Annotated in this window: 28 protein-coding genes; 16 read left to right on the top strand and 12 right to left on the bottom strand. The window is 72.9% G+C overall.

The window, feature by feature from the left end; genetic code table 11:
* Positions 1-46: 46 nt before the first annotated feature.
* Positions 47-967 (top strand): zinc-binding dehydrogenase, encoded by a 921-nt coding sequence (locus ABZ857_RS12430; protein ID WP_357041794.1) that lies wholly within the window; start codon positions 47-49, stop codon positions 965-967.
* 74 nt (positions 968-1,041) lie between these two features.
* Positions 1,042-1,485, top strand: coding sequence for a nuclear transport factor 2 family protein (locus ABZ857_RS12425; RefSeq protein ID WP_357041791.1), 444 nt, complete (start codon positions 1,042-1,044; stop codon positions 1,483-1,485).
* Between the two features lie 62 nt (positions 1,486-1,547).
* Here the strand turns inward: ABZ857_RS12425 and ABZ857_RS12420 are convergent, their stop codons facing one another.
* Genes ABZ857_RS12420 through ABZ857_RS12400 form a run of 5 tightly spaced genes read right to left on the bottom strand, consistent with a single transcriptional unit; the run spans position 1,548 to position 4,837 of the window.
* The gene (locus ABZ857_RS12420) at positions 1,548-2,294 is read right to left on the bottom strand and encodes a maleylpyruvate isomerase family mycothiol-dependent enzyme (protein WP_357041788.1); all 747 of its coding nucleotides are present in this window, start codon (positions 2,292-2,294) and stop codon (positions 1,548-1,550) included.
* Positions 2,295-2,309: 15 nt separating this feature from the next.
* Positions 2,310-2,858, bottom strand: coding sequence for a hypothetical protein (locus tag ABZ857_RS12415; RefSeq protein WP_357041785.1), 549 nt, complete (start codon positions 2,856-2,858; stop codon positions 2,310-2,312).
* 10 nt (positions 2,859-2,868) lie between these two features.
* Positions 2,869-3,762 carry a zinc metalloprotease HtpX gene (gene htpX, locus ABZ857_RS12410; RefSeq protein WP_357041782.1) on the bottom strand — a complete coding sequence of 298 codons (894 nt, stop codon included), beginning with the start codon at positions 3,760-3,762 and terminating at the stop codon, positions 2,869-2,871.
* Positions 3,762-4,040 (bottom strand): hypothetical protein, encoded by a 279-nt coding sequence (locus ABZ857_RS12405; protein WP_193202750.1) that lies wholly within the window; start codon positions 4,038-4,040, stop codon positions 3,762-3,764. The genes htpX and ABZ857_RS12405 overlap by 1 nt, the downstream gene beginning before the upstream one ends.
* The gene (locus ABZ857_RS12400) at positions 4,037-4,837 is read right to left on the bottom strand and encodes a PspA/IM30 family protein (protein ID WP_357041779.1); all 801 of its coding nucleotides are present in this window, start codon (positions 4,835-4,837) and stop codon (positions 4,037-4,039) included. The genes ABZ857_RS12405 and ABZ857_RS12400 overlap by 4 nt, the downstream gene beginning before the upstream one ends.
* 148 nt (positions 4,838-4,985) lie before the next feature.
* Here ABZ857_RS12400 and ABZ857_RS12395 point away from each other — a divergent pair, with 148 nt between their 5' ends.
* Positions 4,986-5,621 (top strand): DUF3043 domain-containing protein, encoded by a 636-nt coding sequence (locus ABZ857_RS12395; RefSeq protein WP_357041776.1) that lies wholly within the window; start codon positions 4,986-4,988, stop codon positions 5,619-5,621.
* 60 nt (positions 5,622-5,681) lie between these two features.
* Here ABZ857_RS12395 and ABZ857_RS12390 read toward each other — a convergent pair whose 3' ends face one another.
* Positions 5,682-6,857: a hypothetical protein gene (locus ABZ857_RS12390; protein ID WP_357041773.1), complete on the bottom strand. Its 1,176-nt coding sequence runs from the start codon at positions 6,855-6,857 to the stop codon at positions 5,682-5,684.
* Between the two features lie 56 nt (positions 6,858-6,913).
* On the opposite strand from ABZ857_RS12390, the gene ABZ857_RS12385 reads away from it, so the two are divergent.
* Positions 6,914-7,912: an aldo/keto reductase family protein gene (locus ABZ857_RS12385; protein ID WP_357041770.1), complete on the top strand. Its 999-nt coding sequence runs from the start codon at positions 6,914-6,916 to the stop codon at positions 7,910-7,912.
* Positions 7,913-7,992: 80 nt separating this feature from the next.
* Here the strand turns inward: ABZ857_RS12385 and ABZ857_RS12380 are convergent, their stop codons facing one another.
* Positions 7,993-8,199 (bottom strand): hypothetical protein, encoded by a 207-nt coding sequence (locus tag ABZ857_RS12380; protein ID WP_139578251.1) that lies wholly within the window; start codon positions 8,197-8,199, stop codon positions 7,993-7,995.
* Between the two features lie 167 nt (positions 8,200-8,366).
* Here ABZ857_RS12380 and ABZ857_RS12375 point away from each other — a divergent pair, with 167 nt between their 5' ends.
* The gene (locus ABZ857_RS12375) at positions 8,367-9,428 is read left to right on the top strand and encodes a bifunctional adenosylcobinamide kinase/adenosylcobinamide-phosphate guanylyltransferase (protein ID WP_357041767.1); all 1,062 of its coding nucleotides are present in this window, start codon (positions 8,367-8,369) and stop codon (positions 9,426-9,428) included.
* 119 nt (positions 9,429-9,547) lie between these two features.
* A complete protein-coding gene (locus ABZ857_RS12370; protein WP_357041764.1) occupies positions 9,548-10,513 on the top strand; it encodes an adenosylcobinamide-GDP ribazoletransferase in 966 nt (321 codons plus the stop codon).
* An 18-nt stretch (positions 10,514-10,531) separates the two neighbouring features.
* Here ABZ857_RS12370 and ABZ857_RS12365 read toward each other — a convergent pair whose 3' ends face one another.
* From ABZ857_RS12365 to ABZ857_RS12355, 3 genes are read right to left on the bottom strand one after another with little or no spacing between them, the layout of a single operon-like run.
* Positions 10,532-11,455, bottom strand: coding sequence for a CPBP family intramembrane glutamic endopeptidase (locus ABZ857_RS12365; protein ID WP_357041762.1), 924 nt, complete (start codon positions 11,453-11,455; stop codon positions 10,532-10,534).
* A 5-nt stretch (positions 11,456-11,460) separates the two neighbouring features.
* Positions 11,461-12,474 (bottom strand): DUF1648 domain-containing protein, encoded by a 1,014-nt coding sequence (locus ABZ857_RS12360; RefSeq protein WP_357041760.1) that lies wholly within the window; start codon positions 12,472-12,474, stop codon positions 11,461-11,463.
* A complete protein-coding gene (locus ABZ857_RS12355) occupies positions 12,471-12,830 on the bottom strand; it encodes a GntR family transcriptional regulator (RefSeq protein ID WP_357041757.1) in 360 nt (119 codons plus the stop codon). The genes ABZ857_RS12360 and ABZ857_RS12355 overlap by 4 nt, the downstream gene beginning before the upstream one ends.
* Positions 12,831-12,966: 136 nt before the next feature.
* Between ABZ857_RS12355 and ABZ857_RS12350 the strand changes: the two genes are divergently transcribed.
* The 6 genes from ABZ857_RS12350 (at position 12,967) to lipB (ending at position 19,983) form a co-directional block, all read left to right on the top strand.
* Positions 12,967-14,475 carry a leucyl aminopeptidase gene (locus tag ABZ857_RS12350; RefSeq protein ID WP_357041754.1) on the top strand — a complete coding sequence of 503 codons (1,509 nt, stop codon included), beginning with the start codon at positions 12,967-12,969 and terminating at the stop codon, positions 14,473-14,475.
* Positions 14,476-14,628: 153 nt separating this feature from the next.
* On the top strand, positions 14,629-16,008 hold the full coding sequence (gene lpdA, locus ABZ857_RS12345) for a dihydrolipoyl dehydrogenase (RefSeq protein ID WP_357041751.1): 1,380 nt from the start codon (positions 14,629-14,631) through the stop codon (positions 16,006-16,008).
* A 33-nt stretch (positions 16,009-16,041) separates the two neighbouring features.
* Complete coding sequence (gene sucB, locus ABZ857_RS12340; protein WP_357041748.1) at positions 16,042-17,532, top strand: 2-oxoglutarate dehydrogenase, E2 component, dihydrolipoamide succinyltransferase; 1,491 nt, start codon at positions 16,042-16,044, stop codon at positions 17,530-17,532.
* Between the two features lie 110 nt (positions 17,533-17,642).
* Positions 17,643-18,533 carry a TIGR01777 family oxidoreductase gene (locus ABZ857_RS12335; RefSeq protein WP_357041745.1) on the top strand — a complete coding sequence of 297 codons (891 nt, stop codon included), beginning with the start codon at positions 17,643-17,645 and terminating at the stop codon, positions 18,531-18,533.
* A 35-nt stretch (positions 18,534-18,568) separates the two neighbouring features.
* Positions 18,569-19,309 carry a peptidase E gene (locus ABZ857_RS12330; RefSeq protein WP_357041743.1) on the top strand — a complete coding sequence of 247 codons (741 nt, stop codon included), beginning with the start codon at positions 18,569-18,571 and terminating at the stop codon, positions 19,307-19,309.
* A 2-nt stretch (positions 19,310-19,311) separates the two neighbouring features.
* Positions 19,312-19,983 (top strand): lipoyl(octanoyl) transferase LipB, encoded by a 672-nt coding sequence (gene lipB, locus ABZ857_RS12325; RefSeq protein WP_357041740.1) that lies wholly within the window; start codon positions 19,312-19,314, stop codon positions 19,981-19,983.
* A gap of 3 nt (positions 19,984-19,986) precedes the next feature.
* Here the strand turns inward: lipB and ABZ857_RS12320 are convergent, their stop codons facing one another.
* Positions 19,987-20,274, bottom strand: coding sequence for a DUF6204 family protein (locus ABZ857_RS12320; RefSeq protein WP_357041737.1), 288 nt, complete (start codon positions 20,272-20,274; stop codon positions 19,987-19,989).
* Complete coding sequence (locus tag ABZ857_RS12315) at positions 20,271-20,924, bottom strand: helix-turn-helix domain-containing protein (protein ID WP_357041734.1); 654 nt, start codon at positions 20,922-20,924, stop codon at positions 20,271-20,273. Before ABZ857_RS12315 ends, ABZ857_RS12320 begins: the two co-directional genes overlap by 4 nt.
* An 83-nt stretch (positions 20,925-21,007) precedes the next feature.
* On the opposite strand from ABZ857_RS12315, the gene ABZ857_RS12310 reads away from it, so the two are divergent.
* From ABZ857_RS12310 to ABZ857_RS12295, 4 genes are all read left to right on the top strand, one after another.
* Complete coding sequence (locus ABZ857_RS12310; RefSeq protein WP_357041731.1) at positions 21,008-22,183, top strand: hypothetical protein; 1,176 nt, start codon at positions 21,008-21,010, stop codon at positions 22,181-22,183.
* Positions 22,184-22,318: 135 nt separating this feature from the next.
* Positions 22,319-23,260, top strand: a complete 942-nt coding sequence (gene lipA / locus ABZ857_RS12305; protein WP_357041729.1) for a lipoyl synthase — start codon at positions 22,319-22,321, stop codon at positions 23,258-23,260.
* 29 nt (positions 23,261-23,289) lie between these two features.
* Positions 23,290-23,961, top strand: a complete 672-nt coding sequence (locus ABZ857_RS12300; protein WP_357041726.1) for a DUF4191 domain-containing protein — start codon at positions 23,290-23,292, stop codon at positions 23,959-23,961.
* Positions 23,962-23,966: 5 nt separating this feature from the next.
* Positions 23,967-24,761 carry a class I SAM-dependent methyltransferase gene (locus ABZ857_RS12295; RefSeq protein ID WP_357041723.1) on the top strand — a complete coding sequence of 265 codons (795 nt, stop codon included), beginning with the start codon at positions 23,967-23,969 and terminating at the stop codon, positions 24,759-24,761.
* Positions 24,762-24,770: the final 9 nt, after the last annotated feature.

Below are 24,770 nucleotides of genomic sequence, written 5' to 3'. Positions count from 1 at the left end.
TCCCAAACGGTGAAGTTGCCTCAGACGCCACGAGGAGGCGACAACGATGAAGGCATACATCCCGACCGGGGACCCCGCCGAGCCAGTTGTGCTCGCCGACGTCCCCGAACCGGCTCCGGGTGCGAACGAGGCGCTGGTGAAGGTCGAGGCGTTCTCTGTCAACCGGGGCGAGACGTTCAAACTGGAGGCGCCCGTCACCGGCGGGGTGCCCGGCAAGGACATCTCAGGGCTCGTGGTCCAGCCGGCCGCCGACGGGAGCGGGCCCACCGGCATCACCCGCGTCGTCGGCCACCCGATGGCGGGCGGCTGGGCGGAGTACGTGGCGGTGCCGGCGGACGCGCTCGCCGTGCTGCCGGACGGCGTCTCCGCGATCCAGGGCGCGGCGCTGCCGCTCGCCGGGCTGACCGCGCTTCGGCTGCTACGCGCGGCCGGACCCGTGCTCGGACGGCGCGTACTGCTGACCGGCGCGTCCGGCGGGGTGGGACACTACGTGACCGAGCTCGCGGCCGCCGCCGGGGCCGAGGTCACCGCGGTTACCCGGAACGCCGAACGCGGCGCCCGGCTGGCCGGACTCGGCGCGGCCGAGATCGTGCACGACGTCGCCGACGCGCGCGGGCCATACGACATCGTGCTGGAGTCGACCGGCGGCGCGTCCCTTCCCATCGCCCTGGCGCGGCTCGCCAGGCGTGGCGTGCTCATCTGGTTCGGGCAGGCCAGCCGCACCCCGGCGACGCTCGACTTCTTCGACTTCTTCTCCGGGCCGGAGTCCGCCGTCATCCGCCACTTCCACTATCTCGACGCCGGCACCCCGCTCGGCGACGACCTCGCCACGCTCGTCCGGCTGACCGCCGACGGCCGCCTGCACCCCGAGATCGGCCGCGTCGCGGACTGGGCCGACACCGCCACCGCACTCACCGACCTACGCGACCGCCGCATCCGCGGCAAGGCCGTCCTCACCCTTCCCTGAATCACTCCGGCCGCCCGAATCCGGCCACCCGAATCACTCCGGCCACCGCGAAGAACGAGCGAAGGAGCAGGACCATGACCACCACCGACCCCAGGACAGTCGTCATCCGCTACGTCGAGGCCGTCCGCGACGGCGACGCCGACGTCATCTACGATAGCTTCGCCGCCGACGCCACCTGGCACTACCCGGGCGACCTGCCCATCTCCAAGACATGGCACGGCCGCGACGCGATCGTCAACGACTTCCTCGGCGGCATGGGGCCGATCCTCGTCCCGGGCAGCATGACGATCGAACTGGTCGGCACGATCGCCGAAGGAGACCGCGTGGTCGCCGAGTGGACGTCCAAGGCCGACACCGTTTTCGGCACCGTCTACGACAACCGCTGCATCGGTGTCTACACCGTCCGCGACGGCAGGATCACCTCCGTCGTCGAGTACAGCGACACCCGGCATGTCGCCGCGGCGCTCTTCCCCGGTTATGAGGCCCCCGTGCTCGCCCGCCCGGTCCAGGCCCCCTGACCGGGCACACCCGTGCCCCGTCCGGCAAGGTTCCGATCGCCGGGAGGGGCACCGGATCCGCGCTAGATGTGGGCGCGCTCGCGCCAGAACCGCAGCAGCTCGTCGTCGCCCCGGACCGTGTCGGGCTCGCGCCGGTTCCACAGCGTCAGCATCAGGTCCCCGGCCGTCGGCGCGCCTACGATGACGTCGGCGGGGCCTTCGGACCTCTCGTAGGTGAACCCCTTGGGAGTGAGCCGCACGAGCCAGGCGAGACCGGTGCCGGTCCGCCAGGAGATCGCCTCCCCGTCGCTCCTGAGCTCGGCGACGCGCGGCCGCCACCGGGCGTACGGGAGCACGTCGAAGAACTCCTCCACCCCGTCTGCCGCGACGTCCTCGTCGATCCGGGGGGCGATGCCGAGGGCGATCTCGGCGTCCGCGCGGTGGACGACGGTCTCGTGGAGCTGGCGGCGGGACCAGAACCGGGCGTGCCGGTCCCCCGCCCATCCCCACATCTCCGTGTCCGGGTCACGGCTCTTCAGCGCGTCCGTCAGCTGTACGGCTCCCGCCTCCAGCCAGTCGGCGGCCTCGGCGAAGTCCTCGGGGAACCCGTGGTCCATCGCGGCGCGGTCGTATCGGCGGTCGGCGGCGTCCCGCACCATCGCGGCGGCCCACCGGTGCACGGCGCCGGTGTGCGCGACCAGCTCCCCGAGGTCCCATCCGGGACAGGTCGGCACGGGAGTCGTGCCGTCCGCTCCGCGTACGACGGCGGCCATCCGGCCGATCTCCGCGGCCGCGGCCTCGGTGTGCCGCAGGTGGGTCCACTCGGTCATGGGGGCTCCCGAAGGTCAGAGGCCGGGGGCGCCCCAGACGGGAAACCAGCTCGCGAGCTCGGGCTCGATCGTGAGCTCGCGGTCCAGGACGCCGCGCACCTGCAGTTCCAGCGCGTTGTCGCGGCGCGGTTCCCCGGCGGGAGCGAAGGGGTAGAACGTGCCGCGCTTGTAGAGATACACGATCGCCAGCTTCCTGTGCGAGGGGCCGGCGAAGGTGACGAGCGAGCACAGCAGCGACGGGCCGAACCCGGCCGACTCCAGGGACGAGTTGGCGGCGTGCAGGTCGGTCACGAGCCCGGCCACGTCGGGGTTGCGCACCTGCAGCCAGGTGTAGCCGTAGGAGTCCCGGGAGACCTCGACCCTGCCCATCAGGGCCTCGATGTCCTGTTCGAGCCGGGCGAAGGCGCCGCCCTCGGCGGCGCGGAAGCACACCGAGCCGGTTCCCGCCGGGGCGAAGCCGGTGGCGGCCTGCAGCGTGACGGCGGCCGACGGCAGGGCGAACAACGCGTCCAGGTCGGGCCTGGCGGGCTTGGAACGGCCGAGCAGGGCGTCGAACCAGCCCATCAGCGCCCCCTCATCCGCGGCCCAGCGCCGCGGAGATCCTGGCGAGCTGGTCCAGCCGGCGCTCCAGCGACGGGTGGGTCGACAGCAGCGAGGCGATGCTCTGGCCCGACAGGGCCGGTGCGAAGAAGAAGGCGTTGAACGGCTGCGCCTCGCGCAGGTCCCTGGTCGGGATCCTGCCGATGTCGCCGCTGATCTTGACCAGGGCGCTGGCCAGCGCGCTCGGCTGCTGCGTGAGCAGCGCGCCCGCGCGGTCGGCGGCCAGTTCGCGGTAGCGCGACAGCGCCCGCGTCAGCAGGAAGCTGACGGCGTAGACCAGGCCGGAGACCGCGAAGATGATCAGGCCGACCGGAGGGCCGTTGTCGTTCCTCCGGCCGCCGAGACCGGTGTAGAGCGCGAAGCGCGTCATCAGGCCGGCCACGACCCCCAGGAACGAGGCGATCGTCATCACCGCCACGTCCCGGTGGGCCACGTGGGACATCTCGTGGGCCAGCACCCCTTCGAGCTCCCGCGCGTCGAGCCTGCGCAGGATGCCGGTGGTCACGCAGACCACCGAGTTCTTCTGGTTGCGCCCGGTGGCGAACGCGTTCGGGATGTCCGAGTCGGCGATCGCCACCCGCGGCTTCGGCATCCCCGCCATCGCGCTCAGCCGGTCGATGATCCCGTGCAGCTCGGGGGCCTCCTGCGGGGAGACCTCCCGCCCGTGCATCGCGAACAGCGCGATCTTGTCGGACAGGAAGTACTGCGCCAGCAGGAGACCCCCGGCGATCACGAGCACGGTGACCGCACGTACGCCCACCGCGACCAGGACGGCCACGAACGCGACGTAGAGCAGCCCGAGCAGGAACATCGTCACGGTCATCCGGACGGTGAGGCCGCGATCAGGGGCGAACCGCGTGGGGGCCATCAGCCAGGGATGAGCCCGGTGTCCCCGAGCATCTCCCGCACTTCCTCGATCGAGGCGTCGGCCGGCGGCAGGATCAGCTCGGACGGCTCCAGCGAGTCGTCCGGCAGCGCCTTGCCGACCTGACGCACCTTGTCGAGCAGGGCGTGCAGTTTCGTGCGGAACTCGTCCTCGTCGCCCGACTCGATCGCGGCTTCCACCTCGGTGTCGAGCTCGTTCAGGACGTCGATGTCGGCGGCGCCGATCTCGACCTGTCCCTCACCCATGATCCTGACGATCACAGTCCCTCCCCCGGCTGGCGCAGCTGCTGCGTGTGCTGCTGGTTGGACGGGACGGACTGGCCCTGCTGCCCGGCCTCGATGGCGTTCTTGGGGGCGGGGCCCTGGCCGAGCTCGGCCTTCATCCTGGCGAGCTCCAGCTCGATGTCCGAGCCGGCGCCCATGCGGTCGAGCTCCGCCTGGATGTCGTCGCGCTGCCCGGTGAAGTCGTCCAGCGCGCCGCTGGCCAGCAGCTCGTCGATCGCGCCCGCGCGCGCCTGCATCTGCGCGGTCTTGTCCTCGGCCCGCTGGATCGCCAGGCCGACGTCGCCCATCTCCTCGGAGATGCCGGAGAACGCCTCGTTGATCCGCGTCTGGGCCTCGGCTGCCGTGTAGGTGGCCTTGATGGTCTCCTTCTTCGTACGGAAGGAGTCGACCTTGGCCTGGAGCCGCTGGCTGGCGAGGGTGAGCTTCTCCTCCTCGCCCTGCAGGTTGTTGTACTGGATGCGCAGGTCGGCGATCTGGGCGTTGAGACCGTTGCGGCGGGTCAGCGCCTCGCGGGCCAGATCCTCCCGCCCGGCCGACAGGGCCTGCCTGCTCTGGTTCTCCAGCTTCGCGGCCTGCCCTTCGAGCTGGTTGATCTGCAGCTCCACCCGCTTGCGGCTGGTGGCCACGTCGGCCACGCCCCGGCGGACCTTCTGCAGCAGCTCAAGCTGGCGCTGATAGGAATAGTCCAGCGTCTCCCGCGGATCCTCCATCTTGTCCAGGGCCTTGTTAGCCTTGGACTTGAAGATCATGGAAAGTCTCTTCATCACGCTCATGCGCGTCGGCCGTCCCCTTCTCCAAGGTTGTGCGTGGGTGACCCCAGCCGTCTCAAGCCCCTCGTACAGGCGGTCATGCCGCCTGGGTTCACCCTACGCATAACGCGCGAGGGCGTCACTAAGTTGCACTCCCGGTAGGCTGGGCGACGTGTTCCGACGTCGCACCCAGACCTCAGCGGAGGACTCCCCCGTCCCTGTAGAGGATCCTAAGCCCCACGGCACCCCGGGGAAGGGCCGTCCCACCCCGAAGCGGAGCGAGGCGCAGGGCCGCCGCCGCTCCCCGGTGACCGCTCCGGCCAACCGCAAGGAGGCCTACCGCCTGGCGCGCGAGCGCGACAAGGCGCTACGCAGCAAGCAGCGCGAGGCCATGCTGCGCGGCGACGAACGGGCGCTTCCGGCGCGCGACCGCGGCCCGGTGCGCAAGTTCGCCCGCGACTGGGTGGACTCGCGGCGGCTGCCGGGGCAGTACTTCCTGCCCGTCGTGTTCGTCATCATGCTGCTGTCGATGGTGCCGTTCCCGATCCCGGTCCGCTCGGCCGTCATGCTGATCTACACGCTGTCGCTGCCGGTCGTGATGGTGCTCGTGCTGGCGAGCTCGTTCTACGTGGCCACGAAGGTGAAGAAGGAGGCGGCGGCGAAGTTCCCGGGCGAGGACCTCAAGGGCGTGGGCTTCTACGCGGCGATGCGCTCGTCCCAGATGCGCCGCCTGCGCTTCCCCAAGCCGACCGTCCTGCCCGGCGGCCTCCCGGTCGCCCTCAAGAACACGGCCGCCGCGAAGAAGTGACCCACGCGGCCGCCTGACCTCGGCTGCCCGACCTACCTCGGCTGCCTGACCTGGAGGGCCTCACTTCCACTCCAGGACGCCCTCGCGCACCACGGGGACCGACCCGTCCACGGGGCGATCGCCGGCGAGGGCGTCCGCCGTGGCCTTGAGCAGCGCGTAGTACGACGACCACTCGTCCTCGAAGTACGGCAGCTCCCAGTCCGCCGAGCCCACGCCGCCGGTGGCGGAGTTCGTCACCAGGTAGTCGCCGAAGTCGGAGGAGTAGGCGAAGGGGATGCCTCCGCCCATCTCGCAGGCCTCGGGCCAGGAGGAGACCAGCCCACGCGCGCCCATGATCGTGTGATACGGCGGGAGCCGGAACGCCGCCGGCCCGCGTGCGCCGTCGTGGCGCAGCAGCGAGGCCCGCAGCGAGTCGGGGATGCGCGTCCCCAGCCGCGCCTCGGCCTTCGCCACCAGCCGGGGGCCGGCCGGCCCGTTCAGTGAGGCGTACGTCCTGGGCGCGTGCGCCTTCAGCCATTTCTCTATCCGCCGCCACTGCCGGTTCACCGCTGCCGTCACGCGGCGGGAGATCGGCCGTACGACAGGAGTCGCGGCCTTCTTCCGGACCGCGCACGTGGGGTCGCGGGACGGCGGCGGCCCCACCGGCACGTCGGCGACGGGATCGGCGGACGGCGCGGGGTCCCGCACCACGCCACAGCCGGACGCGGGACAGGACTCGTCGGACCGGCCGGAAGGCACGCGGTTCCCCGCCAACGGGCAACCGGCCGCGAGGCAGGGCTCGGCATGGTCTCCCGCGTACGCCGTCCAGCCGAACGACGCCCCGGGCTCCGGGCGGAACACGGCGTTGTCCAGCATCTGCGCGCCGAGGGCCAGCAGGCCGAGCGCGACGAGCGCGGCCGTCCAGCGGCGCGCCTTCGTCCCGCGCGGCCGCTCGATCCGGGGGAGCCCGCCGAGGAGACGGGCGATCGGCGCGCCGCCCTCCGGCCGGTCGTACCTCTCGAGGTCCTCAGCCGTGGGCCACCCGAGCACCGGCTCGGGGCCGCGCCCGGCCGGGTCTCCCGCATCCCGCGGCGGGGCAGGGCCCAGCGGCGCGGAGGGGGCAGGGCTCGGAGCGGCCGGTGCCGGCACGACGGCGCGGCGGCGGCGGGCGGCGACGACCAGCCCGGCGGCGACACCGGCGACCAGCGCGACGGCCAGAGCCAGTCGTACGGGGCGAGAAACGATCAACCGGCGCACGCCGGGCACCTTACCGCGAACCGCCCGGGCGGACGGCATGACCTAGGGTCGGGTGCATGGAATACCGTCATCTTGGCCGCAGTGGCCTCATGGTCAGCGAGATCAGCTACGGCAACTGGATCACCCATGGGTCGCAGGTGGAGGAGGACGCCGCCGTCGAGTGCGTCCGCGCGGCTCTCGACGAGGGTGTCACGACCTTCGACACCGCCGACGTCTACGCCGGGACCAGGGCCGAGGCGGTCCTCGGCCGGGCGCTGAAGGGCGTGCGCCGCGAGTCGCTGGAGATCTTCACCAAGGTCTACTGGCCCACGGGCGAGGGCAAGAACGACCGGGGACTGTCCCGCAAGCACATCACGGAGTCCATCAACGGGTCGCTCCGCCGCCTGCAGACCGACTACGTCGACCTCTACCAGGCGCACCGCTTCGACGTCGAGACGCCGCTGGAGGAGACCCTGCGGGCCTTCGACGACCTCGTACGGCAGGGCAAGGTGCTGTACGTCGGGGTCAGCGAGTGGTCGGCCGACCAGATCGCCCGGGCCTTGAAGATCGCCGACGAGATGGGCTTCGACCGGCTGGTGTCCAACCAGCCGCAGTATTCGATGCTCTGGCGGGTCATCGAGGCCGAGGTCGTGCCGCTGTGCGAGAAGGAGGGCCTGGGCCAGATCGTCTGGTCGCCGATCGCGCAGGGCGTGCTGACCGGCAAGTACCTGCCCGGCCAGCCGCCGCCGGCCGGGTCCCGCGCCACCGACCCGGCCGGGTCGGGCTTCATCGGCCGGCTGATGGACGACGACCTGCTGCGCCGGGTGCAGGACCTCAAGCCGATCGCGGCCGACCTCGGGCTCTCCATGGCCCAGCTCGCCGTGGCGTGGGTGCTGCAGAACCCCAACGTGTCGTCGGCCATCATCGGGGCCACCAAGCCCGAGCAGGTGCGCGACAACGTCAAGGCCTCGGGCGTGAAGCTCGACGCCGAGGTGCTCAAGAAGATCGACGACGTGCTCGGCCCGGTCGTCGAGCGTGACCCGGCCAAGACCGTCAGCCCGTCCGCGCGTCCCTGACCCCCGGCTCCGGTCCCGCCGGACCGGCGTCGTCGCGGGGGTCGCGACCGCGCTCGTCGCGGTCCCGGCCCCCGCCCGGCTCACTCGGCGCGCAGCGACATTCCCGAGTATTCGATCCGCTCGTCCTCCATGAGCGTCACCTGCTCGACACCGGCCTCGAGCAGCTCGCGCCAGCTCTCCCCCAGCCACGACTCCGCGTCCGACTGGCTGGAGAAGATCTCCCGGGGCAGCGGCCGGTCCGTGACCTCGCCGCCGTTCGCGTCCTCGTAACGCCACCGCCAAATCATCCGCACCCGCTCCTTCGGTTCCTCGCCGCCACCGCACCGGGACTTCACGCCGGGGCCGGTGCGGCACAAAGACCGTGCAGCCGGACCCTATCCTCTCTCTCCCCGGCGTCCTCTCCCCCGTCGACGCGGGGACCGCCCGATCGTCACGGACGCGGAAAGGCAGCGGCATGGAGATCCGTCTGGAGGGAACCGGCGGCCCGGAGGGCTGGCCCGTCCCCGGCTGTCCCTGCGCGTCCTGCGGCCGGCTCGCCCCCGGCCACCGGCGTCCGGCCTCCGTCCTGATCGACGGCCGCGTACGGCTCATGGACGCCCGCTCGCCCGACGGCTACCTGATCCGCCACACGGCCGACGGCTGCGAGGTCACCGGGCCCGGCGGCGGCCGCCTGCTGTACGCCGTCGGGCCCGCCACCGGCTCAGCCGGGCGGGACGCGGGCGCGCCCTTCGACGTGCTGCTCATGGACCTGCCCGACCGGCCGGAGCGGCTGGGCGACCTGCGCCGCCGCGGGCGGGTCACGCCCGCGACGCGGATCGTCGCGGTGCACCTCGACCACCGTGTCCCGGCCGAGAGCGAACTGGTCCGCCGCCTCGGCTTCTGGGGCGCGACGGCCGTCCCCGACGGGACCGTCGTGCACACGGCGAGCGCGGACACGGCGAGCGCGGAGGCGGAGCCGTGGGTGCGGCCACGCCGGACGCTGCTGCTGGGCGGGTCGCGGTCCGGCAAGTCCGAGGAGGCCGAGCTCCGGCTGGCCGCCGACCCCGAGGTGACCTACGTGGCCACCGGGCCCTCGGGCGGCGACGACCCGGCCTGGCTCGCCCGCGTACGGACCCACAGGGAACGGCGCCCGGCGCACTGGCGGACCGTGGAGACCACCGACCTCGTGCCCGTCCTGTCTGGCGGTTCGGGGACGTTCCTCGTCGACGGGATCGGCACCTGGCTGGCCGCCGTGTTCGACGAGTGCGCCGCCTGGCCGGACGGCGCGCCCGCGGCCGACCACCGCGCCGCCCTCGCCCGGGTGGCGGAGCGGTGTGACGCACTGATGGCCGCCTGGCGCGGCACCCGCGCCCGGGTGGTGGCGGTGAGCGACGAGGTGGGCCTCGGCGTGATCCCGGCCACCCCTGCCGGACGGCTGTTCCGCGACGCGCTCGGCCGCCTCAATCAGGCCCTCGCCCGCGAGTCCGAGGACGTCGCCCTGGTGGTCTCCGGCCGGGTCGTCCCGCTGCCTCTGTGACAACTACGATCTGCCCCTGTGCCCGATGAACCCTCCCGCGTGAGTGAGCGAAGCGAGCGAACCAGTAAGCACCGTGTGATTCGCTCATGCGACTCCGAGCCGCCAGGCGAGGAGGTGGCATGAGTGGCCTCGGCGCGGCCTGGCGGCTCGCGCTCGGGACCCTCACCGTCCTCCCCGTACGGCCGGTGGAGGTCGACCGCGCCGTGGCGGGACGCGCCATGTCGCTGGCGCCCTTCGTCGGCGTGCTGCTCGGCCTGGCCGCCGCCGTGGTGCTCGAGGCCGCCGGTGCGGTGTCGGGCTCGCCGCTGCTCGGCGCCGTCCTCGCGGTGGGGGCCCTGGCGTGGCTGACGCGGGCCCTGCATCTGGACGGCCTCGCGGACCTGGCCGACGGGCTCGGCAGCGGCAAGCCGGCCGACGGCGCGCTGGACGTGATGAAGCGCTCCGACATCGGGCCGTTCGGGGTCGCCACCGTCGTGATCGCCCTGCTCGTGCAGGTGGCCGTGCTGGCGCGGGGCGGCACGGCCGCCTGGGTCGCGCTGGTGGCGGCCGCGGCGACCGGCAGGCTGGCGGTCACGTGGGCGTGCCGCGAGGGCGTGCCCGCCGCCCGTCCCACCGGCCTCGGCGCGCTCGTCGCCGGCACCGTACGGCGGGGCGCCGCGATCGGGGCCACCCTCGCGACGGCCGCCGTGATCGCGGCGCTCGCCCTCGTGGCGGCCGGAGGCCCCCTGGTCCTCCGCAGCCCGGATCTCGGCGGGTCCGAGGTCGCCGTGGACGGGGCGCCCGGCCTGACAGACGCTTTCGGCTACACCTCGTATTCCGGCCAGGACCTGTCCCCCGGGGAGGTCTACGAGTGGGCCGCCGACGCGGGTCTGCGGCCCGCCGGGTTGCTGCACCGCCTGTCGGATGATCCGTATCTGATCACGGCGGCCGGGCTGCTGCTCGCGATGGCAGCCGGGCTGGGGGCGGCCACGCTGCTGCGCCGCCGGGCCGTACGGCGGCTGGGCGGCGTCACGGGCGACGTGCTCGGCGCCCTGGTGGAGACGGCCACGACGGTGACGCTGCTGGCCGCCGTCCTGCTGGTCTGAGGCGCGTGAACGCGCGCGTCAGCGCGGCGCGGCGACGGGACGCAGCCGGTAGACGGCGAGGACGACCGCCGCGAGCAGCACCCAGCCGACGACCCCGGTGATCCCGGCGAGCGCCGCGTTCGGCGGGGCGGCCGCGTCGCCGAGGAGCAGCGCCAGGCCCGTCACGGCGTTCACCGAGCCGTGCGCGATGGCCGCGGGCCACACGCTGCGCGAGCGCAGCCGCATCCAGCCGAGCAGCGCCCCGAAGATGACGCAGAAGCCGACGAACAGCGCCGCCGCCCAGGCGCCGAGCGCCGGGTAGTTGTAGCCCTTCAACGTGAGGGGAGCGTGCCAGAGACCCCAGATCACGCCCGACAGCACGAGCGCGGGCCACACCCGGCGCGCGCCGGGCTCGGACGAGACGGCGGGGTCGCCGAGCAGGCGCGGCAGCAGCCAGCCCCGCCAGCCCCACTCCTCCCCGAGCGCGGGGATCGCGTTGAGGAACGGGGCGATCAGCACGGCCTGCACGACCTGCACGGCGTACAGGACCCGCGGGTCCATGGGCACCCGGTCCAGGACCGCCCCGAGCTGGGCGCGGAACAGGCTCAGCCCGGCGAGGTCGAGGCTCACCACGCCGGCGGCGGCGCTGACCAGGAGGGCGGCGGCCACGAGAAGCGGCACGCCGAGCAGCGCCGCCACCAGGAGCGCGGCCGTCCGGCCCCGATCCGGTCCGAGCGTGAGCCCGGTCACCCGCGCCCATTCCTTCAGCGGAGTGCCGCGCCGCCGGGTGAGCCACACGGCCAGTACGCCGAGGGAGGGCGTCAGCATCATCAGCCCCCCGACCAGCGCGAAGGCCGGCGTGCCGAGCCGTACGGCCCCCATCCAGACGGGCAGCGCGATCAGCCACGAGGCCCCGAACGCGACGAGGAGGAAGAGCCAGACGTCGGCGTTGCGCCGGATCACGGTCGTCACCTTTCGACGGAGGGGTGCCGCCGGGCGGCGAGGGCGTTGAGCAGGGCGGCGCCGGTCTCGGCGTCGTCCACCGTGATCGCCAGCTCACCGCCGGAGGTGTACCGCACGACCAGGCACTCGCCGCCGCGGATCATGATCGTGGCCCGTCCCGGGAGGCCGCGGTAGCCCCATCCGCCCACCTGGGCCGGATACCGCTCCTCCACCCACGCCCGCTCGACGCGCTCCATCCGCACCCTGCGCGAGGGCCACCGCAGCGGGCCGACCGACACCGTCAGCGCTTCGGGGACGACCCGCACCGAGACCGACGACAGCACCGCGCCGACCACGCCCACCAGGGCGAGCGGCACCACGGCGCCCCAGCCGCCGGGGAACAGGCCGGACAGGGCCACGCCCGCGATGATCACCGCGGCGGCGAGCGCCACGAGCGCGAGCCAGGCCGCCCAGGGCGCGGTGGCGGTGGAGACCCACACCGGCCGCTTCCCCGGGTCGAGGTCGATCACCGGTCCCGCCTGCGGTGGCCCCGAGGGAACGTCCGGGCCGTGCCGGCCGGCGAGCCAGCCCAGCGCCCCGAGCGCGATCGGCGCGGCGACGACCACCGCGACCTGCCAGCTCAGGCCCGCCGCGCGGGTCCAGTGGCCGCGATCGAGGTTGGCGGCGATCGTGAAGGCCTGCGTGATGACCATGAGTCCGCCCGCCCAGGCCAGCCCGGCGCAGGACCAGGCGCGCGCCGACCGGCGGACCAGCACACGCGCCCGCGCCGCGACGCCGGCGCCGATCCCCGCGAGGACGGCCCACAGCACGACCAGAAAGACCACGAAGGCGGCGAGCGGCATGGAGCCGTCGGGCCGCCCGGACGACCCCCAGTGAGTGGCCAGCGGGTCGGGCAGACGGCCGGCGAACGCCAGCGGCACCGCCACGAGCACGGCGGCGACCAGGACGGCCCAGGCCGCGGCGGCCAGCAGGAATCGGGTGCGGAAGCCGGTCAGGGAGCCGTGGTTCGGGTCGGTCATGCCATCTCCTCGCTGAGGTCCTTGATGAGAGCGACGACGTCGTCCGCGGTGAGGCCGTACTCGGCTGCCTCGTCGAGCAGGTCGCGCGCACGCGCCCGGAGCGCCTCGCGGCCGTTCGGCCGCCGCAGCACGGACACCCCGCGCCCGCGGCGGAACTCCAGCAGTCCCTCGTCCCGCAGGTCGCGGAGCGAGCGCAGCACGGTGTTCGCGTTGACGCCCAGCGCGTGGGCCAGGTCGCGGGCCGGCGGCAGCCGATCGCCGGGCGCGACGTCCCCGGCCCCGATCGCACGCCTTATGGCGGCGGCCACCTGTTCGTGCAGGGGCCGCGGATCGTTGAGATCGAGCGTGAGCAACATGGTGCTAATGACATTAGCACCATATGCCCAGATGATCGCGATGGTGCTGGTTTCATTGGCATCATCAAGATTACCGATAGGTAGGATGAACCCTCGTTTATGCGTAGCCGAGTAAGCCCAGCTAGCATCGGCTCACGTGACCACAGTGCGCATAAACGCATCTGACGCGGTCTCCATCGAGACCAGTGCTCTCATAATCGGCGTCCACACGACCCCGGAGGGTCCACGCCCGGCTCCCGGAGGCGAAGGCCTCGACCAGGCCCTGGACGGACGACTCGCCGAGATCCTCACCACCATGGGGTTCACCGGCAAGGCCGAAGAGGTCGTCAAGATCCCGACTCTCGGGGCGCTGCCCGCGCCCGTCGCCGTCGCCGTGGGCCTCGGCGACGCGCCCGAGGGCGGCTACGACCTGGAAACCCTGCGCCGCGCGGCCGGAGCGGCCGTCCGCTCCCTCACCGGCACGGCGTCCGCCGCGCTCGCCCTGCCCGCCCGTACGGCCGCCGAGGCGGAGGCCGTGGCGCTGGGCGGTTTGCTGGGCGCCTACGACTTCGCGCGATACCGGACCGGCGGTGACCGCAGGCCTCCGGTCGGCGAGCTGGCCGTCCTGTCCGGCGCGGCCGGGGCCGAGGAGGCCGTCGCCCACGCGGCGACGCTCGCCGACGCCGTCACCCTCGTCCGCGACCTGGTGAACACGCCGCCGTCCGACCTGTGGCCCGCGCGCTTCGCCGAGATCGCCCAGGAGACCGGCGGCGAGGCCGGCCTGTCGGTGGAGGTGCTGGACGAGATCAGGCTCAAGGAGGACGGCTACGGCGGCATCATCGGCGTCGGCCAGGGTTCGGTGAACCCGCCGCGCCTGGTCCGCGTCGCCTACAGCCACCCCGAGGCCACCCGGAAGGTCGCCTTCGTCGGCAAGGGCATCACCTTCGACTCCGGCGGCCTGTCGCTCAAGCCGTCCGCCTCCATGGACTGGATGAAGTCGGACATGGGCGGCGCGGGAGCCGTGTTCGGCGCGCTCGTCGCGATCGCCAGGCTGGGGCTGCCCGTCAACGCGGTCGGCTACCTCTGCCTGGCCGAGAACATGCCCTCGGGCAGCGCCCAGCGCCCCTCCGACGTCCTGCACACCTACAGCGGCAAGACCGTCGAGGTGCTCGACACCGACGCCGAGGGCCGCCTGGTGCTGATCGACGGCATCGCCCGCGCCGCCGAGGACGAGCCCGACGTGATCATCGACGTCGCCACCCTGACGGGCGCCCAGATCGTGGCGCTCGGGTGGCGTACGGCCGGCGTGATGGCCAACGACGACGCCCTGCGCGACGAGATCGTCCGCATCGCCGGCGAGCAGGGCGAGGGCGCCTGGGGCATGCCGCTGCCCGCCGAGCTGCGCAAGGGGCTCGACTCCGCGGTCGCCGACATCGCCAACCTCCAGCCCGAGCGGTGGGGCAGCATGCTCGCCGCGGGCATCTTCCTGCGCGAGTTCGTGCCCGAGGGCGTTCGCTGGGCACATGTGGACATGGCCGGGCCGGCGTTCAACAAGGGCGAGCCGCACGGCTACACGCCCAAGGGCGGCACCGGCGCGCTGACCCGCACGCTCGTCGCCGTCGCCGAGCGCTACGCCGGGAACGGCACGTCCGCGCGGGCTGTTTAACCAGAAAGAGCCCCTGCGGGCTGTTCGAACAGGAAGACGGCTCCGCCGCGGCGTGCCCGCGCGGGCCCGGGCCGGGGCCACGATCTTCCGGGACAAGTGAAAAGATGCTGCCGGGTCCTTCCGGCGGTGTGAATACGACCAAGGAGCATTCCAGTGGCTGATGGCAGCGGCCCCTACGACATCGTCGTCCTAGGTGGCGGTAGCGGTGGTTACGCCTGTGCCCTGCGGGCGGCCGAGCTCGGCATGAACGTCGTCCTCATCGAGAAGGACAAGGTCGGGGGCACCTGCCTGCACCGCGGCTGCATCCCCACCAAGGCGCTGCTGCACGCGGCCGAGCTCGCCGACCAGGCCCGTGAGGGCGAGTCGTTCGGCGTCCGCACCCGGCTGGAGGGCATCGACGTCCCCGGCGTCCACGCGTACAAGGACAAGGTGATCGGGGGCCTCTACAAGGGCCTGGCCGGGCTCATCAAGAGCAAGAAGATCACCGTGGTCGAGGGCGAGGGCCGCCTGGCCGGTCCCAACCGCGTCGTGGTCGGCGACCAGGTGTACGAGGGCCGCAACGTCGTGCTGGCGACCGGCTCGGTGCCGAAGTCGCTGCCCGGCCTCGACATCGACGGCGACAAGGTGATCAGCAGCGACCACGCGCTGGTCCTCGACCGGATCCCGTCCTCGGTCGTCATCCTGGGCGGCGGCGTCATCGGCGTCGAGTTCGCCAGCGTCTGGCGCTCGTTCGGCGCCGAGGTCACGATCGTCGAGGCGCTGCCGCACCTGCTGCCGCTGGAGGACGAGTCCAGCTCCAAGCTGCTGGAGCGCGCCTTCCGCCGCCGCGGCATCAAGTACGAGCTGGGCACCCGGTTCGAAAGCGTCAAGACCACCGACACCGGGGTCGTCGTCTCCCTGGAGAACGGCAAGACCCTCGACGCCGAGATCATGCTCGTCGCCGTCGGCCGCGGCCCGGTCTCGGCCGGCCTCGGCTACGAGGAGAACGGCGTCGCGACGGAGCGCGGCTACGTGCTCGTCAACGAGTTCTGCCAGACCAGCGTGCCGGGCGTGTACGCCGTGGGCGACCTGATCCCCACGCTGCAGCTCGCCCACGTCGGCTTCGCCGAGGGCATCCTGGTCGCCGAGCACATCGCCGGGCTGAACCCGGTGCCGATCGACTACGACGGCGTGCCGCGCATCACCTACTCCGAGCCCGAGGTCGCGTCGGTGGGCATCGCCACGTCGGTCGCCCGCGAGCGCGGTCACGACGTCGTCGAGCTGAACTACAACCTCGCCGGCAACGGCAGGAGCAAGATCCTGCAGACCCAGGGCGAGGTCAAGGTCGTCGCCGAGCGCGACGGCCGGGTGCTCGGCGTCCACATGGTCGGCAGCCGGGTGGGCGAGCTGATCGCGGAGGCCCAGCTGATCTTCAACTGGGAGGCCACGGCCACCGACGTCGCCCAGCTCATCCACCCGCACCCGACCCAGTCCGAGGCCCTCGGCGAGGCGATGCTGGCCCTGGCCGGCAAGCCGCTGCACGTCCACAACTGAAGCCCTCCTAGCGAACGCGAGAGAAGACACACCATGCCGGTCTCCGTAACCATGCCCCAGCTCGGCGAGAGCGTTACCGAGGGCACCGTCACACGCTGGCTGAAGAAGGAAGGCGACCGCGTCGAGGCCGACGAGCCGCTCCTCGAGGTGTCGACCGACAAGGTCGACACCGAGATCCCTTCGCCGTCCGCCGGCTACCTGACCAAGATCATCGTCGCTGAGGACGAGACGGTCGAGGTCGGGGCCGAGCTCGCCCTGATCGACTCCGAGGCGGGCGCCGCTCCGGCCGCCGCCGAGCCGGCGGCTCCGGCTCCCGCTCCGCAGCCCGAGCCCGAGCCGGAGCCCGCTCCGGCCCCGGCGCAGGCGGCGGCGCCCGAGCCCGCCGCGCCGATCTCGTCGATCCCGCAGCCCGCGCCCGCCGTGGTGACGCCGCAGCCGGCGCCCCCGGCACCCGCGCCCGCCCCGGCCCAGCAGGCCCCGGCCCCGCAGCCGCAGGCGCCCGCCCCGGCACCGCAGCCGAGCGAGCCGACCCCGCTGCCGTCCGGTGAGAGCCCGTACGTCACGCCGCTGGTCCGCAAGCTCGCCGCCGAGCACGGCGTCGACCTCGACTCGCTGACCGGCACCGGCGTCGGCGGCCGGATCCGCAAGCAGGACGTGATCGAGGCCGCCCGCGTCCAGCGCGAGCAGGCCGCCGCCGCTGCCGCCGCTCCGGCTCCGCAGGCGGCGCCCGCCCCGGCCCAGGCGCCCGCCGCCCCGGCCGCCGTGGCCGCCCCGGCTCCCGAGGTGAAGGTCGACACCACGCTGCGCGGCCGTACGGAGAAGATGTCGCGCCTGCGCAAGGTCATCGCCGACCGGATGATGGAGTCGCTGCAGACCAGCGCCCAGCTCACCACGGTCGTCGAGGTCGACGTGACCCGCATCGCCGCGCTGCGCGCCCGGGCCAAGTCCGCCTTCGAGGCCCGCGAGGGCGTGAAGCTGTCGTTCATGCCGTTCTTCGCGCAGGCGGCGATCGAGGCGCTGAAGGTCCACCCGAAGCTCAACGCCGTCATCAACGACGAGACGAACGAGGTGACCTACCACGAGGTCGAGAACCTCGGCATCGCGGTGGACACCGAGCGCGGCCTCATCGTCCCGGTGATCAAGAACGCGGGCGACCTCAACATCGCCGGCCTCGCCCGTAAGATCGCCGACCTGGCCGAGCGCACCCGCACCAACAAGATCGGCCCGGACGAGCTGACCGGCGGCACGTTCACGCTGACCAACACCGGCAGCCGGGGCGCGCTGTTCGACACGCCGATCCTGAACAAGCCGCAGGTCGGCATGCTCGGCACCGGCGCGGTCGTCAAGCGCCCGGTCGTGGTCGACACGCCGGAGGGCGAGGTCATCGCGGTCCGCTCGATGGTCTACCTCGCGCTGACCTACGACCACCGCCTGGTGGACGGCGCCGACGCGGCCCGGTTCCTCACGACGATCAAGCACCGCCTTGAGGAGGGCCGCTTCGAGGCCCAGCTCGGCCTGGCGTAGCCGTACGCCCGGGGCCGGCGCGAGCCGTACGCCCGGACGCCACTGGGGCCGTCCCGCGCTTCGCGGGGCGGCCCCCCTCGTTTCCGGGTAGTGATCCGGGCGTGGAGACCATGACGACAGTGGTGACGGGCTCCTCGGGACTGCTCGGAACGGCCCTGGTGCGCGCGCTGCGCGCCGACGGGCACGAGGTGCGCCGCCTCGTACGGCGCGCGCCCGCCGGGCCCGACGAGCGCTTCTGGAACCCGGCGGGCGGGGTGCTCGACCCCGGGGCGCTGGAGGGCGCGGACGTCGTCGTCCACCTGGCCGGCGCCGGGATCGGCGACCGCCGGTGGTCCGAGGCGTACAAGCGGGAGCTGGTGGACAGCCGCGTCGGCGGCACGCGCACCCTCGCCGAGGCGCTGGCCCGTGCCGAGGGCGGACCGCGGGTGCTGCTGTCCTCCTCCGCGATCGGCTTCTACGGCGACACCGGCGACCGCGCGGTGGACGAGTCCGCGCCGACGGGCACGGGCTTCCTGGCCGATCTGGCGCGCGGCTGGGAGGCCGCCACCGCACCCGCCGGGGAGGCGGGCGTGCGGGTGACTCTGCTGCGCACCGGCGTCGTGCTCAGCGGCCGGGGCGGCGCGCTCGCCCGGATGCTGCCGATCTTCAAGATGGGCGCGGGCGCCGTGCTCGGCAGCGGCAGGCAGTACGTCTCGTGGATCTCGCTGCCCGACTGGGTGGACGCGGTCCGCTTCCTGCTCGCGCACGAGCTGGCGGGGCCGGTCAACCTCACGGCTCCCGAGCCGGTGACCAACGCCGACTACACCGCCGCGCTCGCGAAGGCGCTGCGACGCCCGGCGATGCCGCTGCCGGCCCCGCGTCTCGCGCTGCGCCTGGCGCTCGGGGAGTTCGCGGAGGAGGCCCTGCTCGCCGGCCAGCGGGTGCTCCCCCGGCGGCTGCTCGACGCAGGTCATCGGTTCGCCCATCCCACCATCGGCGAGGCGCTGGCCGCCGTACTCTGAAGAGTCATTCGATCCGGGACACGGGAGTGGTGGGCATGAGCCGCATCGGGCAGTCGCACATCGTCGCCATCGGAGGCGGGTCGTTCCGGCAGACGGAGCGGTACGGCTTCATCGAGCCGACCGCGCTGCTGCGCTACGTCCTCGACCTCACCGGGCAGGACCGGCCCAAGCTCGGCCTGCTCGCCACGGCCACCGGCGACGACGCCGACTGGCTGCTCAAGATGTACGGCGCGTTCGCCCGCTGGGACGTCGAGGTGAGCCACCTGACGGTCTTCCCGATGCCGAACGTCGAGGACCCCCGCGAGTGGATCCTGGAGCAGGACGCGATCTACGTGAGCGGCGGCAGCGTCGCCAACCTCGCCGCGCTGTGGCGGTTGCACGGCCTGGACGAGGCGTTCGCCGAGGCGTGGCGGGCCGGGATCGTGCTGTCCGGGCAGAGCGCCGGCGCGCTGTGCTGGCACGTCGGCGGCAACACCGACTCGTTCGGGCCGCGGCTGCGGCCCTGGGCCGAGGGCCTGGGCCTGCTCCCCTACTCCTGCGGCGTCCACTACAACTCCGACCCGCAGCGCCGGGCGCTGCTGCACGAGTCGGTCGCGTCGGGCGAGCTGCCCGAGGGGTACGCCGCCGACGAGGGCGTGGCGCTGCACTACGTCGGCACGGAGTTCATCCAGGCCGTGACCACGGACCCCGAGGGGTACGCCTACCGGATCGAGCGGGACGGCTCCGCGGTCAAGGAGCTGCGTATCGAGCCCCGGCTGCTGACCTCTACGCTGTGAACGTGAAGGGCGATGGGAATGTGAAGGGCGTGGCCATCGTCCGCCTGGGCGTCGACGTACCGTACGAGCAGGCCTGGACCCTGCAGCGGCGGCTGCACGCCCGGCGGGCGGCCGACGAGATCTCCGACCTGTGCCTCATGCTGGAGCACGCCCCCGTCTACACGGCGGGCAAGCGGACGCTGCCGCACGAGCGGCCGGTCGACGGCACGCCGGTCATCGACGTGGACCGGGGCGGGAAGATCACCTGGCATGGTCCCGGGCAGCTCGTCTGCTACCCCATCATCCGCATCGGCGACGTGGTCTCCTACATCCGGTTGCTGGAGGAGGTCCTGATCCAGGTCTGCGCCGACTTCGGGCTGACGGCGCGGCGGGTCGAGGGCCGCGGCGGGGTGTGGGTGCCCGGCGACCCCGCGCACGGGCTGCCCGACCGCAGGCTCGGCACGATCGGCATCCGCGTCTCCGGCGGGGTCACCATGCACGGCTTCGCGCTCAACTGCGTCAACGACCTGAGCTGGTACACCCGCATCACGGGCGACGACGCCGGGGTCACGTCGCTGGCGGCCGAGACCGGCCGGCGGATCACGGTCGACGAGGTCATCCCGTTCGCCGGCAAGCGCCTCGCCGAGGCCCTCGGCGAGGAGCCGTACGACCTGTACGAGGAGGATCTCGCCTGACGGCTACGCGCCGCGGCCCTTCCGGCGGATCTTGATCTGCCGCATGTCGGTCACCGCGACGTGCAGGATCTCGTACGGGTGCCCGTGCGCGTCCAGCGCGGCCATCGCTCCCAGCGCGGCCTCGTCCTCGCCGTCGTCGGGGCCCGCGGGCACCTGGCAGCGGAAGGTGAAGGCGGACACGCTCGCGTCGTGGGTGAACGTGCCGCCCTCGGTGTAGGCCGCGCCGCCCGCCGCCGTCACGGCGGCCCGGCCGGCGTCGTCGAGGCCCTTGAACTTCCCTCTGATCGTCACCCTGAACACGGTCGTCCCTCTCGTACGGCATAGGTGCGGACGCGCTCGCCCAGGAGGCTCTCGGCGACGTCGAGCAACTCCAGCACGGCGGCCGCGATGGCGTCCGGGCTCTCCCCCGCCGCCGTACGCCGCCCGATCTCGGCGTACACCAGCGAGTGGAGGCAGCCGATGTGCCAGGCGACCACGCGCGGCAGCGGATCGCCGGCGTCCGCGCCGGTCTCCTCGGCCAGCGCGACCGCCAGCGCCTCGGTCATCTGGCGGCCGAGGTCCTCCAGCCGGGCGGTCAGCGTGGGGGCGGCCCGCATCATCTCCAGCACGCGCCCGAATCCCGCGCTCAGCCCGACCGCGCGTTCGCGCCCGCGTATCTCCCGGCGCAGGCGCTCCAGCACCGCGACGGCCGCCGACCGGCCCGGCGGCCGCTCCCGCACGATGTCGGCCAGCCGCTGCGGCGACGCCTCCTCGGGCGGGAGCACCAGGTCCTCCTTGGCCTGGAAGTAGTTGTAGACGGTGTTCACCGAGACCTCGGCGGCCTGCGCGACCTCGGCCATCGTGACGTTGTCGAAGCCGCGCTCGACGAACAGCCCGACCGCCACCTCGGCGATGCGCCGCCGGGTCTGCCGCTTCTTGCGCTCCCGCAGCCCCTCGGTCATTACTGCACTCTACTGCAAAGTTGCAGTCGATTGCAGTTTTCCGGCATCTCGCGGGGCGGGACGGCCTCGGACATACTCGCGGCATGAACCTCTCCTCACCCCCCGGCGAGGTCCGCGCCGATCTGCTCCCCCGTGACGCCAGGAGGCGGTTCCTCCGCTTCCTGGGGCGGCGGCTGGACAGGCCGGGCCGTACGGCCGCCCGGCTGCTCTCCCTCGCCCTGTCGGCCGTCGTCCACGCGGTGACCGCCGCCATCCTGGCCGGCGGCGTCCTCATCGTCGTCAACTGGCACGGCAACGTGCTCGGCTGGCTGATCGGCGGCGTGCTCGTCGCCATCGCGGTCCTGACCAGGCCCCGGACGGTCCGGCCCCCGGACGGCGCCGAGGAGGTCACCAGGGCCGAGGCACCCACCCTGTTCGAGGCCGCCGACCGGATCGCCGGGGCCGTCGGCGCCGCACCCCCGGCCGCGATCTACCTGCACGACCGGCTCTTCCGGTGCGTCCACCTGCGGGCCGGTCTGCGGCGGCGGCCCGTGCTGCTCGTCGGCCTTCCGCTGCTGCTCACGCTGACGCCGCGCGAGCGGGCGGGCATGCTCGGCGCCGAGCTCGCGCGGGACGTCAGCGGCGACCCCGGCCGCGGCCTGCTCGTCCCGTCGGCGCTCGCCACCGCGGGAGAGTGGCGGCACGCCCTGACGGGCATGCGGGTGGACAGCTACCGCGACTTCGGTGATCCCGTGCTGGACGCGCACAGCGCCGTTCCCGGGGGCAGGATGGCGTCGCAGGTGATCGGCAAGGTCACCGGATGGGTGCTGGTGTGGCCCCTGTTCCTCGCCGACCTCGTGCTGCGCCGGCTCGTCTCCGCCCAGGCGCAGCACGCCGTCTACTACGCCGACCAGGTCGCGGCCCGCGCCGTCTCGTCGCGGGCCGTCGTCGAGTACGTCGACGCGCTCACCATGGCGGAAAGCCGCCTCACCCCCGTCATGGCCGCGGCCAGGCGCGGGGAGACGGCCGAGGAGATCCGCCGTGCCGTCCTCTCCAGGGACGCCGACCGCGGCCTGGTGGCCGCGCGCCGGGAGAACTCGCTCGCCGAGCAGGCCGCCTGGCAGGCGGAGCCGCCGACGGCGCTCAGGGCCGTCCTGCTCGAGTCGGCGGATGTCGAGGACGGCTCGGCCGGCCTCGGCCCCGGCGAGTCGGACCGGATCGACGCCGAGCTGTCCCGCCACCTCGCCCGCACGATCCGGGAGCTGTCCAGGATCACGTGAAAGCAGGTAATAAGCTGGGCTTGTGAACGAGCGTCCCGACAGGCACGCGGGCCCGCGTACGGCGCGGGGCCCCGTGTTCCCGCTCGGACCCCGGGCCCGCGGACCGTTGCCGCGGAGTGCTGCGAAGGAAGTCGCATGACCGTCGCTCCTGAAGGCCGAAAGCTCCTCCGCCTGGAGGTGCGCAACAGCCAGACCCCCATCGAGAAGAAGCCGCCGTGGATCAAGACGCGGCTGCGCAACGGCCCCAACTTCAACGAGATCAAGTCGTTGGTGAAGGGTGCGGGGCTGCACACCGTGTGCCAGGAGGCGGGCTGTCCCAACATCTCCGAATGCTGGGAGGACCGCGAGGCCACCTTCCTCATCGGCGGCGACCAGTGCACCCGGCGCTGCGACTTCTGCCAGATCGACACGGGCAAGCCGGCGGAGTACGACAGGGACGAGCCGCGCCGTGTCGCCGAGTCGGTGCACCAGATGGGCCTGCGCTACGCCACGGTGACCGGCGTCGCCCGTGACGACCTGCCCGACGGCGGCTCCTGGCTGTACGCGGAGACCGCCCGGCAGATCCACGAGATGGTCCCCGGCTGCGGCGTCGAGCTGCTGGTGCCGGACTTCAACGGCGACCGCGGCCAGCTCGAGGAGGTCTTCTCCAGCAGGCCCGAGGTCTTCGCGCACAACATCGAGACCGTGCCCCGGATCTTCAAGCGGATCCGGCCCGCGTTCCGCTACGAGCGCTCGCTGAAGGTCATCAGCATGGCCCGCGAGGCGGGACTGGTCACCAAGTCGAACCTCATCCTCGGCATGGGCGAGGAGCGCGAGGAGATCACCCAGGCGCTGCGCGACCTCCACGAGGCCGGATGCGACCTGGTGACCATCACCCAGTACCTCCGTCCCACCCCGCGTCACCACCCCGTGGACCGCTGGGTCAAGCCCGAGGAGTTCGTGGAGCTCCAGCGGGAGGCCGAGGAGATCGGCTTCGCCGGTGTCATGTCCGGCCCGCTGGTTCGCTCGTCCTACCGGGCCGGCCGCCTGTACCAGCAGGCGATCGCCGCCCGCGTGGGTGAGTCTCGTTTTCATTAAGACAGCTCGGCGTTTGTATCCTTCAGACCATGGCGAAAGACGCAGCGGCTCCGGGTCGCCTCAAGCAACTCCGGATGGTCGCACAGATCATTCAGCAGGCGAACCCCAAGGGTATGCCGATCGTCTACGCGTCGGCTCTGGGCACGCTCGTCCTGTTCGTCGTCATCGGCGTGATCTTCGGCTGGACGTGGATCGTGTTCGGCGTCTTCGCCGCCGTACTCGTGGGGATGATCGTCTTCAGCCGCCTCGCGCAGAAGGCGCAGTACTCGATGCTCCACGGCCAGCCGGGGGCGACGTACGCGATCCTGCAGAGCCTGCGCGGCACCTGGTACGTCGAGGAGAAGCCGGTCGCGGTCAACCGCGACCAGGACCTCGTCTTCCGGGTCGTCGGATATCCGGGGGTCATCCTGGTCTCCGAGGGCCCGTCGAACCGGGTGCAGCGCATGCTCGTCGCGGAGAAGAAGCGCGTGCAGCGGGTCGCGGTCGACGTGCCCGTGTACGACGTCCAGTGCGGTGACGGCGAGGGCCAGGTCCCCCTGGCCAAGCTCCAGCGGCACATGATGAAGCTGCCCCGCAACCTGAAGAAGGGCGCGGTGTCCGAGGTCAACAACCGGATGCGCGCCCTCACCCCGGCCATCCCGATGCCGAAGGGCCCCATCCCCAAGGGCGCCCGGATGCCGCGCGGCCCCAAGATGCGCTGATCGCATTGGATGTCGGAAGGCGGCCGGTCTCCCGGTCGCAGACCTCACGGGCCAACCGGGGATGGTGGGACGGCGCCGCCGACGAGTACCAGGCCGAGCACGGCGGCTTCCTGCGTGACGACGGCTTCGTGTGGTGCCCCGAGGGACTGGACGAGGCCGAGGCCCGGCTGCTCGGCGACGTGGCGGGGCGCCGGATATTGGAGATCGGGTGCGGCGCGGGCCAGTGCGGCCGGTGGCTGCTGGGGCGGGGCGCGACGGTCGCGGGCGTCGACCTGTCCTACCGGCAGTTGCAGCACTCCCGGCGGATCGACATGTCCGCCGGGGTGGGATTGCCGGTCGTCCAGGCCGACGCCGAGACTCTGCCGTTCGCGGACGAGTCGTTCGACCTCGCCTGCTCGGCCTACGGGGCGCTGCCGTTCGTCGCCGACGCCGGAGCGGTGCTGGCCGAGGTGCGCCGGGTGCTGCGGCCGGGCGGCCGGTTCGTGTTCTCCGTCAGTCACCCCGTCCGGTGGGCCTTCCCCGACGATCCGGGCCCGCGCGGCCTGACCGCCGACCGGCCCTACTTCGACCGCTCGCCGTACGTCGAGTTCGGCGAGGACGGCGAGCCGTCGTACGTGGAGCACCACCGGACGATGGGCGACTGGGTGGGCCTGATCGCCGCCTCCGGCCTCGTCCTGACCGGCCTGACCGAGCCGGAGTGGCCGCCGGGCCACGACCGCACCTGGGGCGGCTGGAGCCCGCTGCGCGGCCGCCTGCTCCCCGGTACGGCGATCTTCCAGTGTCTCCGGGGCGCCTCGTAGCACCGGCGG

Source organism: Microbispora sp. NPDC046933, assembly GCF_040644635.1.
Classification (GTDB): domain Bacteria; phylum Actinomycetota; class Actinomycetes; order Streptosporangiales; family Streptosporangiaceae; genus Microbispora.
The sequence above is the reverse complement of the archived record's forward strand: the minus strand, read 5'-3'. Positions and strand labels throughout refer to the sequence as shown.

Bases quoted from the DNA above. Each gene is read 5' to 3' on its own strand.
- ABZ857_RS12430 (WP_357041794.1), top strand. From the start codon at position 47: ATGAAGGCATACATCCCGACCGGGGACCCCGCCGAGCCAGTTGTGCTC.
- ABZ857_RS12425 (WP_357041791.1), top strand. From the start codon at position 1,042: ATGACCACCACCGACCCCAGGACAGTCGTCATCCGCTACGTCGAGGCC.
- ABZ857_RS12420 (WP_357041788.1), bottom strand. From the start codon at position 2,294: ATGACCGAGTGGACCCACCTGCGGCACACCGAGGCCGCGGCCGCGGAG.
- ABZ857_RS12415 (WP_357041785.1), bottom strand. From the start codon at position 2,858: ATGGGCTGGTTCGACGCCCTGCTCGGCCGTTCCAAGCCCGCCAGGCCC.
- htpX (WP_357041782.1), bottom strand. From the start codon at position 3,762: ATGGCCCCCACGCGGTTCGCCCCTGATCGCGGCCTCACCGTCCGGATG.
- ABZ857_RS12400 (WP_357041779.1), bottom strand. From the start codon at position 4,837: ATGAGCGTGATGAAGAGACTTTCCATGATCTTCAAGTCCAAGGCTAAC.
- ABZ857_RS12385 (WP_357041770.1), top strand. From the start codon at position 6,914: ATGGAATACCGTCATCTTGGCCGCAGTGGCCTCATGGTCAGCGAGATC.
- ABZ857_RS12380 (WP_139578251.1), bottom strand. From the start codon at position 8,199: ATGATTTGGCGGTGGCGTTACGAGGACGCGAACGGCGGCGAGGTCACG.
- ABZ857_RS12375 (WP_357041767.1), top strand. From the start codon at position 8,367: ATGGAGATCCGTCTGGAGGGAACCGGCGGCCCGGAGGGCTGGCCCGTC.
- ABZ857_RS12370 (WP_357041764.1), top strand. From the start codon at position 9,548: ATGAGTGGCCTCGGCGCGGCCTGGCGGCTCGCGCTCGGGACCCTCACC.
- ABZ857_RS12360 (WP_357041760.1), bottom strand. From the start codon at position 12,474: ATGACCGACCCGAACCACGGCTCCCTGACCGGCTTCCGCACCCGATTC.
- ABZ857_RS12355 (WP_357041757.1), bottom strand. From the start codon at position 12,830: ATGTTGCTCACGCTCGATCTCAACGATCCGCGGCCCCTGCACGAACAG.
- sucB (WP_357041748.1), top strand. From the start codon at position 16,042: ATGCCGGTCTCCGTAACCATGCCCCAGCTCGGCGAGAGCGTTACCGAG.
- ABZ857_RS12335 (WP_357041745.1), top strand. From the start codon at position 17,643: ATGACGACAGTGGTGACGGGCTCCTCGGGACTGCTCGGAACGGCCCTG.
- ABZ857_RS12330 (WP_357041743.1), top strand. From the start codon at position 18,569: ATGAGCCGCATCGGGCAGTCGCACATCGTCGCCATCGGAGGCGGGTCG.
- ABZ857_RS12315 (WP_357041734.1), bottom strand. From the start codon at position 20,924: ATGACCGAGGGGCTGCGGGAGCGCAAGAAGCGGCAGACCCGGCGGCGC.
- ABZ857_RS12310 (WP_357041731.1), top strand. From the start codon at position 21,008: ATGAACCTCTCCTCACCCCCCGGCGAGGTCCGCGCCGATCTGCTCCCC.
- lipA (WP_357041729.1), top strand. From the start codon at position 22,319: ATGACCGTCGCTCCTGAAGGCCGAAAGCTCCTCCGCCTGGAGGTGCGC.
- ABZ857_RS12300 (WP_357041726.1), top strand. From the start codon at position 23,290: ATGGCGAAAGACGCAGCGGCTCCGGGTCGCCTCAAGCAACTCCGGATG.